This is a genomic window from Paraburkholderia haematera, assembly GCF_905220975.1.
GTDB lineage: Bacteria > Pseudomonadota > Gammaproteobacteria > Burkholderiales > Burkholderiaceae > Paraburkholderia > Paraburkholderia haematera.
The window spans coordinates 127,765-136,943 of sequence record NZ_CAJNBK010000019.1 but is presented as its reverse complement, the minus strand read 5'-3'; the positions used below and the strand labels follow the sequence as shown (position 1 = coordinate 136,943).

The 9,179-nt window shown below is 61.8% G+C and carries 7 protein-coding genes; 3 read left to right on the top strand and 4 right to left on the bottom strand.

Translation table 11 applies throughout. From position 1 onward, the window contains the following. Positions 1-392: 392 nt before the first annotated feature. From KHO23_RS26050 to KHO23_RS26035, 4 genes are all read right to left on the bottom strand, one after another. Positions 393-1,832, bottom strand: coding sequence for an aldehyde dehydrogenase family protein (locus KHO23_RS26050; protein WP_211614424.1), 1,440 nt, complete (start codon positions 1,830-1,832; stop codon positions 393-395). 109 nt (positions 1,833-1,941) lie between these two features. Further along, positions 1,942-3,558 carry a GMC family oxidoreductase gene (locus KHO23_RS26045; RefSeq protein ID WP_211614422.1) on the bottom strand — a complete coding sequence of 539 codons (1,617 nt, stop codon included), beginning with the start codon at positions 3,556-3,558 and terminating at the stop codon, positions 1,942-1,944. An 81-nt stretch (positions 3,559-3,639) separates the two neighbouring features. Then, complete coding sequence (locus KHO23_RS26040) at positions 3,640-4,323, bottom strand: TetR/AcrR family transcriptional regulator (protein ID WP_211614420.1); 684 nt, start codon at positions 4,321-4,323, stop codon at positions 3,640-3,642. A 220-nt stretch (positions 4,324-4,543) separates the two neighbouring features. Beyond that, positions 4,544-4,813 (bottom strand): hypothetical protein, encoded by a 270-nt coding sequence (locus KHO23_RS26035; RefSeq protein ID WP_211614418.1) that lies wholly within the window; start codon positions 4,811-4,813, stop codon positions 4,544-4,546. 183 nt (positions 4,814-4,996) lie between these two features. On the opposite strand from KHO23_RS26035, the gene KHO23_RS26030 reads away from it, so the two are divergent. From KHO23_RS26030 to KHO23_RS26020, 3 genes are all read left to right on the top strand, one after another. Next, positions 4,997-6,283 carry an MFS transporter gene (locus tag KHO23_RS26030; protein WP_211614416.1) on the top strand — a complete coding sequence of 429 codons (1,287 nt, stop codon included), beginning with the start codon at positions 4,997-4,999 and terminating at the stop codon, positions 6,281-6,283. Positions 6,284-6,360: 77 nt separating this feature from the next. Then, positions 6,361-7,452: a porin gene (locus KHO23_RS26025; protein WP_211614414.1), complete on the top strand. Its 1,092-nt coding sequence runs from the start codon at positions 6,361-6,363 to the stop codon at positions 7,450-7,452. Between the two features lie 299 nt (positions 7,453-7,751). Next, the gene (locus tag KHO23_RS26020; protein WP_236066996.1) at positions 7,752-9,095 is read left to right on the top strand and encodes a DUF3300 domain-containing protein; all 1,344 of its coding nucleotides are present in this window, start codon (positions 7,752-7,754) and stop codon (positions 9,093-9,095) included. The last annotated feature ends 84 nt before the right edge of the window (positions 9,096-9,179 follow it).

Sequence of the window (9,179 nt, the reverse complement as noted above, 5' to 3'; positions counted from 1 at the left end):
TCTGCGGGCTCGAGGCACTCTAGGCAGACGAGCTGACTGTCCATGTGGCGACAACTGATCGGGTCGACGCCACAGGAGGGAATATACAAGTAGGCAAAAGAAAGCGGCTCACACCGCCAGCTCTTAAGCGGGTCCCCCGCGCAGCCACGGTAGTGGTGCATCTGGAATCTGGGCTCTCGCACTTTCAGCCTTAGTGACAAGGGCGTCATGCTTCCGGCGGTGCTGCGCGCGCCGAAGGGTTCTTCACCTGTTCTCGGAGTTGACGGTGCCCGGTATGTCCCGCGATAAGCTGGGGCGCGGTGCTCAGATTGAAGATGGATATTTGCGTGTTGCCGGTGTCGGGCCGGGGCAAGTGCGCCAATGAACATTCGCCGCGACACCTCAAGCTGGACTCAGGTCGCGTCCGCCGTCACACACTGAATCGACTTCACCTCGCAAAACTCCGCCAGTCCAAAGCGGCCCAGTTCCCGGCCATTGCCCGATTGGCCATATCCGCCAAACGGCGCGTACGGGTTGAATGCAGCACCGTTAATGTCCACCTGCCCAGTGCGCAGCCGGCGAGCAAGTGCCATCGCCGCACCCGTATCACGCGACCAGACTCCGCCACCAAGACCGTATGGCACGTCGTTCGCGATTCGTACGGCGTCGTCCACGTCTTCATACCGCAAGACAGATAGAACCGGCCCAAAGATTTCTTCGCGCGCGATCGTCATTTCAGTAGTCACGTCGCCGAATACGGTCGGCCGCACGAAGTAACCCGCTTCAAGGCCCGCGATGGGATCCGCTCCCCCGGCGAGAAGCGTCGCACCTTCCGTAACGCCACGATTAATGTAGTCGGTCACGCGTGCGTGCTGGCGTGCGTTGGCAAGCGGCCCGATCTGCACTTGCTCGTCGAGCGGGTTGCCGACAATCATGGCTCTCGCGGCCTCCGCGACGAATGCAGACACGGCGCCATACAGGCCGCGTGGCACAAGCAGGCGGCTGTGCGCGCTACACGTCTGTCCAGCGTTGACGAACGCCGCGCGCAACGCACCGGGAATCGCTTGCGAAAGATCTGCGTCGGCAAGCAGAATCGCAGCCGATTTACCACCCAGTTCGAGAGCCGTGCGCTTGATTGTCGCCGCGGCAAGCGCACCGACCCGGCGGCCCGCCGCGGTCGACCCTGTGAACGAGATCATGTCGACATCCGGATGGCTCGCGAGCGCCTCGCCGACCACCGGCCCCGTCCCGTTGACGAGATTGAATACGCCCGGCGGCAATTGCGCCTCGTGGATGATCTCAGCGAGCATCGCCGCGCACGCCGGTGCCTCTTCAGACGGTTTCAGGACCACCGTGCAGCCCGCTGCGAGCGCATAAGCGACCTTCGCCGCGATCTGATGCAATGGATAGTTCCACGGCGTGATGCACGCAACGACTCCGATCGGCTCATGGACGACCTGCGAATGACCAATCTGTTCAACCGCGTCGCACGGCTGCGCCATCTGCGCGGCGATTGCGAACGTGGCGGTGGGCAACCCCACCTGCGCGCGTCGTGAAAAGGCAATCGGCGTGCCGACCTCCCGCGTAATAGCCTGAGCCAATTCTTCCCCGCGCGCTTCAAGGCCGGCCCGGATAGCCAGCAGATAGCGTGAGCGCTCCGCGGAAGATGTGCGCGACCAGTTGTCGAATGCGCCGCGTGCGGCGGCAACGGCATGAGCGGCGTCGTCAGCCGTGCCGAGCGAGACGGTTGCGACCGGCGTGCCGTCGACCGGGTTGCACACCTGATGAGATTCGCCGTCGGCGTGCTGATGCCACGTGCCATTGATATAGGAACGGCGATAGTGATGAGACATGGACACTCCTGAACGTCTGGTTGAATAGGTGTTTAGCGCGGCACGAGCGCGGCCGCGCGCTGTGTGGGTCGATCGAAGGCGTCGTGAGCGGCTTCTGCGCAATCACGGCTCATACGACACTGCCGTTGAGAATGAGGTCGGCCGCCTTCTCGGCGATCATGATGGTCGGCGCATTCGTGTTGCCGCCGACCAGCGTCGGCATCACCGAGGCGTCCACCACACGCAAGCCTGCGAGACCCTGCACACGCAGTTGGTCGTCTACCACCGCGAGCCTGTCCGAACCCATACGGCAGGTTCCGACCGGGTGATAGATCGTGTCGGCACGGCTTCTGATCTGCCGCTCCAAAGCCTCTTCACTGTCCTGTGGCGGATGCATGTCGCGCAACCGGTAGCGGGCGAACGCGGGTTGCCGCATGATTTTCTCCGTGATGCGATAACCGTCGATCAGCGTTCGCATATCCTCCGGAGCGGCGAGGAAGTTGGGATGGATGACAGGCGCGAGTAGCGGATCGGCACCGCCCAGCGTGACCTGGCCCACCGACTTCGGCCGTAACACGCACACGTGGCAGCTCATGCCATAGCGCCCCGGAAAACGTCGCCGGCCATGGTCTTCCGCGAAACCGACGAGGAAGTGAAACTGCACGTCGGGACGGTCGAGCTCCGCGCGCGTGCGGGCAAAACCGCCCGCCTCCGCGAAGTTGGTGGTAAGTGGCCCACGCCCTTCGCGGCGCCATGCCCGGATCATGCCAGGCAGGCGCACCGCCTGCTTGAGCGTGACGCCAAACAGGGAATCGTCATGCGTCTGATAGAGCGCAATGTAGTCGACGTGGTCCTGCAAATTGCGACCGACGCCCGGGAGGTGATGACGCACCTCGATACCATGGCGCTGCAATTCATCCGCCGGACCGACGCCCGAGAGCATCAGGAGTTGCGGCGTCTGAAACGCGCCTGCGCACATGATTACTTCACGACGTGCGTGGACCGTGAAGTCACCGCCAGCCCCACGGCAACGTACACCTTTCGCGAGCGGTCCATCGAACAGCACGTGCAGAACCTGCGTGTCGGTCAATACCGTCAGGTTGCTGCGCGACATGGCCGGACGCAGATAGGCACGGCCCGTACCGTGCCGGACGCCATCACGTTGCGTAACCTGGTAGAGACCGAAGCCCTCCTGTGAGGCACCATTGAAATCATCATTGCGCGCATAACCGGCTTCCCGCGCGGCGGTCACGAACGCGTGCGCCGCCGGATTCGGATCGCGCAGCGCGGCGACATTCAGCGGACCACCTGTGCCGTGCCACGCATTCTTTCCCAACTCGTAGTGTTCAGCACGGCGAAAGTACGGCAGCACGTCGTCGTAACCCCAGCCACGATTGCCAAGCGCAGCCCAATCGTCGTAATCGGAAGCATGTCCACGCGTGTAGATCATTCCGTTGATAAGGCTGGATCCGCCAAGGCCCCGGCCGCGCGGCTGATATCCGCGGCGACCGAGCAGTCCGGTCTGCGGGACCGTTTCGAATGCCCAGTTGTGCTTGCCTCGCCTGGGGACGACGGCGACCATCCCGGCTGGGCAACGCACCATGACGCTGTCTTCAGCCGGTCCGCTTTCGATCACACATACGGACACATCCGCACGCTCGGTGAGGCGTGCTGCAAGCACGCTGCCCGCCGAGCCCGCGCCTACGATCACATAGTCGAAGCCGGCAACAAGGTTGTCTTCTTTCATGTCTCCTCTTACCTCGCGATAGTCGTTTTTGAATTTTCGCAAATGGAACCGGAACTTCTATTCCGCTTTCTGGACAAAAAATCAACGATCCTGCAAATTCAGGCTTCGTCGAAAATGCGTTTGCATGGACGGGACGAGCTTGCGGCTCGTCAGCGACAGCGGACCGGGATCGTGCATCAGATTGTTGACCAGCATGCCGACGAGAAACTGCAACGCCACGCGCACTTCGAATTCAAGTGTCGCCAGCCGGGGGGCGCTCATTCGGCGGCCCGCACCTAGCACGGCGACAAGGCGTGGCACGATCAACTTCAGCGCCTCGTCGTTGGTCCGTTTGACGGCATCCCAGGCTGTCTTGCGTTGCGACGACTGCAACAACGACGCATGGTATAGGCCACGATTGCGCCGGAACGCCTGAACGTATAGCGCGACGACTGCGTCCGCGAGGGTCCCCGGATCATGCGACTGCCAGGCGGCCTCATGTTCGACGACGTCACGCAAGTACTCGAGCGCCTCGGTCATGACCATGTCCTGCACGACGCCAAAGAACACGTCCTTGTTGTCGAACCGACGATAGAACGCTCCAATCGACGTGCCCGCCTGTTCGACAATGCTATTGATCGACAGGTCGTCGAGATTGCCGCTCGCCTCGATCAGTTCGCGCCCGACCTGCAGCATCTTCGCGAGGCCCGCCTGGCTGCGCGCCTGGCGTGGTGTGGCGAGAACCGGCTGCGCACTGCCACGGCGGCGCGATTGAGTGGTCATCATACGGCGTGCGTCAGCAACGTCATGGTCAGTCCTGAACGAAGCCAGTGCAGGTGGTCCTGCGCCGGTGCAAATGATTCTTTTGAAAAATCGGAATCTGGATTCCGAATCCTCGTCGATCGATGAGACTTTGTCAACACGACTCAGGGAAAGTACCGTGATCGTGCGGAAAACACGCGATAAAACCGTCGGCCGGTTGGGCACGGCACGCATGACAGCATGCTCATCCGGCAATTTGCGCCGTCAAACTGACCGCTTGCATCCGGCAACCTTCGATTGCAATTGATCCAATGCAATTCTTGCAATCTTCCGATTCGTAGATCGCACTTGAATTAATTTTTGATACCACCTCCAATGTGCGCAAACACAACGATGCCGTTCGCGATAAAGCACGAACTGCCGACTGGAGAGACACATTGCCTATCGTTATTTGTTCCTTAAGGCGCAGATTGCGCCCATGCACTTGAAGACGACGCGCGACGGATTGATCCATCGCGAATCCGGATGACGAGGTCGATCCCTCGAGCCGACCTGGCATGTGCGGCGCGCCAGGCGCTGCGACGTCCACGCCTTGCCCCACCCTGTGCTCCCGACCAGAACGCCCGGCCGGGACGGATACATTGAGTACTATTAAATGCTGGAATCAGAAAACCTCAGATTTGCGTCGGAACGTGCCGTGGCCGCCCCTATTACAGGAAACCGGCGCTGGCTGATTGTCACGTCGCTCTTTCTCTTCATGCTGATCAATTTCGCGGACAAGGCTGTACTCGGCCTCGTCGCAGTTCCGTTGATGCACGATATGCAACTGACCCACAGTCAGTTCGGCCTCGTGGGAAGCGCATTCTTCCTGCTGTTTTCACTTTCAGGTATCGGTGTCGGCCTCGTCGCCGACCGCATTGACGTCAAGTGGCTGCTTGCGGGGCTCGCATTCACCTGGGCGGTGGGCCAGTTGCCACTCGCCTGGCCCACCAGCTTTGCCGTGTTGCTGGGCTGCCGCATCCTGCTGGGTGCGGGCGAAGGACCGGCGTCGCCGCTCGCGCTGCATGTCGTCTACACCTGGTTCGATAATCGCGAGCGCAATCTTCCGACGACGCTGGTCCAACAGGGCGGTACCGCAGGCGTGATTCTGGCGAGTCCGCTGCTGACCTATATCACCGGCCGCTGGCAATGGCACGCCGCGTTCCTCACCTTGGGTATCGCCGGTCTTCTGTGGACCGTTCTTTGGCTGTGCGTCGGCAAGAGCGGCAACGCTCAGGACGATGCGCTACGGACGCCCGAGCCGCAGCCGCATGCTGTGACCGGCCTGCATACGCCCGTTGGATGGCTGACCTTGCTCACAGACCGCACCGTCATTGGCGTGCTGCTGCAATGCTTCGTCGGCTACGTCGTGATCTCGATCGGCATGACATGGGTGCCGGCCTACTACCGGCTAGGACTCGGTTTTCAGGCCAACCAGACCGGGTGGCTCTTCGCACTGCAGGTCGCCGCGCAGATTCCGGTCGGTATTGCCCTCGCCGTATGCTCGCACCGCCTGCTCAAGCGCGGCACCCAGTCGCGAATTGCACGCGGCGCGCTGATCAGCGGCACCTGTATCGTGAGCGGTATCGCCTACTGCACGTTATATCTCAGCGCGCCCCCTCTCGTGAAGGTCGGCCTGATGGCGCTCGCCAGCTCACTGGCTATCCAGGTCTTCACGTTCGGCCCGCTTCTCGTCGCTGAAATCGCGCCGGCTTCACGGCGTGGCGCGCTGCTCGCCATCACCAATTCGATCGTCACCACGGCGGGGCTTATTGCCCCCGTCTCAATGGGCAAGCTGCTCAGCGTGGTCGGCGAAAGCCGTGGATACGAAATCAGCTTCGCCATAACCGGTGTACTGCTGATCGCCGTAGGAGCAGCCGGGTTCGTGCTGCTCGATCCACAGCGTTCGCGCCGGCGGTTTCACGCGGCGCATGAGTACGTTTGAACCATCGCACCAGATTGAGCAACACAAGCATCACTTCGCCAGTTCAATTGATTCTAATAAACAAGGAGACACGAAGCATGCCGGTAAGTCATCGCAATCAGGTTGGAGTCATTCTCGGATTAGTGGGCGCATGTGCATTGGGATCGGCCCAGAGCGCCCATGCGCAAAGCAGCGTCACGTTATACGGTATCGTCGACGGTTCCCTCCTCTACACCAACAAAACACCCAACGCGAAGACCGGCAAGGATGCCGGTCACCAGTTCTCGTTCGCCGACGGCGGGCTCTCGGGCTCACGCTTCGGCATGCGTGGCGCCGAAGATCTCGGCGGCAGCACGCGCGCGATCTTCGAACTCGAAAGCGGCATCAGCATTGCCAACGGCGCGTTCAGCAATTCGAACCGCAACGAGTTCGGGCGGCAGGCGTGGGTCGGCCTGGACAGCCGCTACGGTACGGTCAAAGCCGGCTTGCAGTTCTCACCCTTCTTCCTTGCGGTGTACGACTTCGACCCGCGCGAGATGTCGTATTTCGGCAGCGGCCTCATCACCTACCTCAACAACGTCTATGCGACCGGCCTGTTCAACCCGAACGCGATTTCGTACACGTCGCCGGAAATCGCCGGGCTGCAAGCCAGCGCGCTGATGGCGCTCGGCGGCGCTGCCGGGAATTTTCAGGCGGGCCGCCAGTATTCGGCGAGCCTGCGCTACCACCTTGGCACGCTAACCGTCGATGCGGCGCTCTACAGCGGCAACGCGGGTGGTAGCGCCGCGTCGATCGTGACCCCGAGCGTGGTCGCCTTCGACGGCCGCGCGCTCGGCGCCAGCTACGTGTTCAACAACCTGACCGTCAAGGCTTCATACGTGCAGTACAAAGTGGCGGGGTCGTTCAATGACCGCGTCTATTCAGGCGGCGCCAGCTATCGCATCACACCGGCGCTGAACGTCGATGCGGGCGTGTGGGTCACGCGCGATGGGAACCACTCGTCGAATAATTCGATACTCGCGTCCACCGGGCTCGAGTATTCGCTGTCGAAGGCCACCGTGGTGTATGGGCAAGCGGGCTTTGTCACCAACCATGGCGCGATGCACACCGGACTGTCCGTCAACAACGCACTGAACGAAGTCACGGGCACGACCGCAGGCGTGAACATCGGCATGCGGCACATGTTCTAGCGGACCCTGGTCCTCTTCCAGGCGATCGTCGCCGACCTCGTCGGCGACGATCGCCTGTGCGCATTTGCAGGCCTTGATTCGGCACGACACCAGACTCCAGATCTGGAGGAATTCCCACCTATTCCAAGAAACTTCCTAGGTCCACAGTACGTCCGCGAGCGTCACAATGGGGATAGCAAGAGATTCCAATACGGGCGTCGAACTGTTTGAGAAGACGCGCCGTTGAACGTCTCGCAAACCCGTTGGCATTCCTTCAGCAGTTCTATTGATCGAGCGCCATCGTGGAACAGGAGGAAGTGATGAAGCCAGGATCAATGAAGCGTATGACTCGCGCGGTCGTTTCTGTCTGCATGATCAGCATGCTGGGCACCACGGCTGTGCTTATCGCACCGCAGCCGGTGCACGCGCAAACCGTTGCGGTTTCGAGCGGATGGACTGACCAGCAAATCGACGCATTGAGCGCTCCGATCGCCCTGTATCCGGACGCACTGCTGTCACAGGTGCTGATGGCATCGACCTACCCGGCCGAGGTTGATCAGGCCGCAGCCTGGGTGAGAACCCATACGGCCACCGGCGACAGCGCGGTACGGGCCGTGGCCTCACAACCGTGGGACCCGAGCGTGCAGTCGCTGGTCGCTTTCCCAACGGTGCTCACCATGATGGGCGCGAAGCCGGATTGGGTGCATCAGCTCGGTGAAGCCTTTCTCGCCCGCCCGGACGCTGTGATGGATTCGGTGCAGCGTCTGCGCGCGAAAGCGCACGCAGCCGGCAATCTGAACTCGACGTCGCAACAGAAGGTCGTCGTCCAGCAGGGCACCAGTGGCCAGATCATTGTGATTCAGCCGTCCAACCCGCAAGTGGTGTACGTGCCGACCTACAACCCAACGGTGGTCTACGGTGTATGGCCGTATCCGGCCTACCCGCCGGTGTATCTGCCCCCGCCTCCTGGGTATGCGTTCGCGTCGGGTGTGGCCGCGGGCATCGGCTTCGGTGTAGGCGTAGCGGTGACCTATGCGCTGTGGGGCAACTGCGACTGGAATCATCACGACGTCAACATCAACGTGAACCACTACAACCATATCAACGTCAATCATCAAATCACGACGACCACGAATCACACAACATGGCGGCACGATACGACGCGGCGCACGGCTACATCGTGGGGCGGCGGACTGCGTGATACACAGGGCCGTCCGCGCGAGGGCGTGGGCCCCGTCATGAACCGGCCATCAGGTGCATTGCACGGGAACGACGCGGCGCGCAACCGGGCGCAGCAGGTACTCGGCGCACGCACCGGCAACACCGTAGACGGCAATGCATTGCAGCGCCTGCAAGGGATGCATGACACGCGCCCAGTGTCACGCCACACCTACGGTGCAGGCGGGGCCGGAATGCAAAACCGCACGGTTGCGCAACGCGGTGCGCTCGAGCCAGGACCGGCGCGAACCGGACCGACAGTCGCGGACCGCAATAGCCTGTCGCATGGCGGGGTGAACAGCTTGCGAAGCGGGCAGCAAGGTCAACTGCGTGATACTGCCGTGGGCACTCCCGAGACCGGCGCGCGTGGCGCGGCATCACACGGCAGAGGCAACAGCAGCTTCTTTCGCGGTCTGGCAGAACACTCAATGTTTCGCCGTGGATAAATCCGTGAACCGCATCAGGCCGGTTACGTTGAGCTGGCCATTCGGCCCGCAGCTAACGAATGAAGGTTGATCTGCACGCCGGCA

Coding starts and splice junctions, on each gene's coding strand:
- KHO23_RS26040 (WP_211614420.1), bottom strand. CDS start 4,323: ATGATGACCACTCAATCGCGCCGCCGTGGCAGTGCGCAGCCGGTTCTC.
- KHO23_RS26050 (WP_211614424.1), bottom strand. CDS start 1,832: ATGTCTCATCACTATCGCCGTTCCTATATCAATGGCACGTGGCATCAG.
- KHO23_RS26025 (WP_211614414.1), top strand. CDS start 6,361: ATGCCGGTAAGTCATCGCAATCAGGTTGGAGTCATTCTCGGATTAGTG.
- KHO23_RS26045 (WP_211614422.1), bottom strand. CDS start 3,558: ATGAAAGAAGACAACCTTGTTGCCGGCTTCGACTATGTGATCGTAGGC.
- KHO23_RS26020 (WP_236066996.1), top strand. CDS start 7,752: ATGAAGCCAGGATCAATGAAGCGTATGACTCGCGCGGTCGTTTCTGTC.
- KHO23_RS26035 (WP_211614418.1), bottom strand. CDS start 4,813: ATGGATCAATCCGTCGCGCGTCGTCTTCAAGTGCATGGGCGCAATCTG.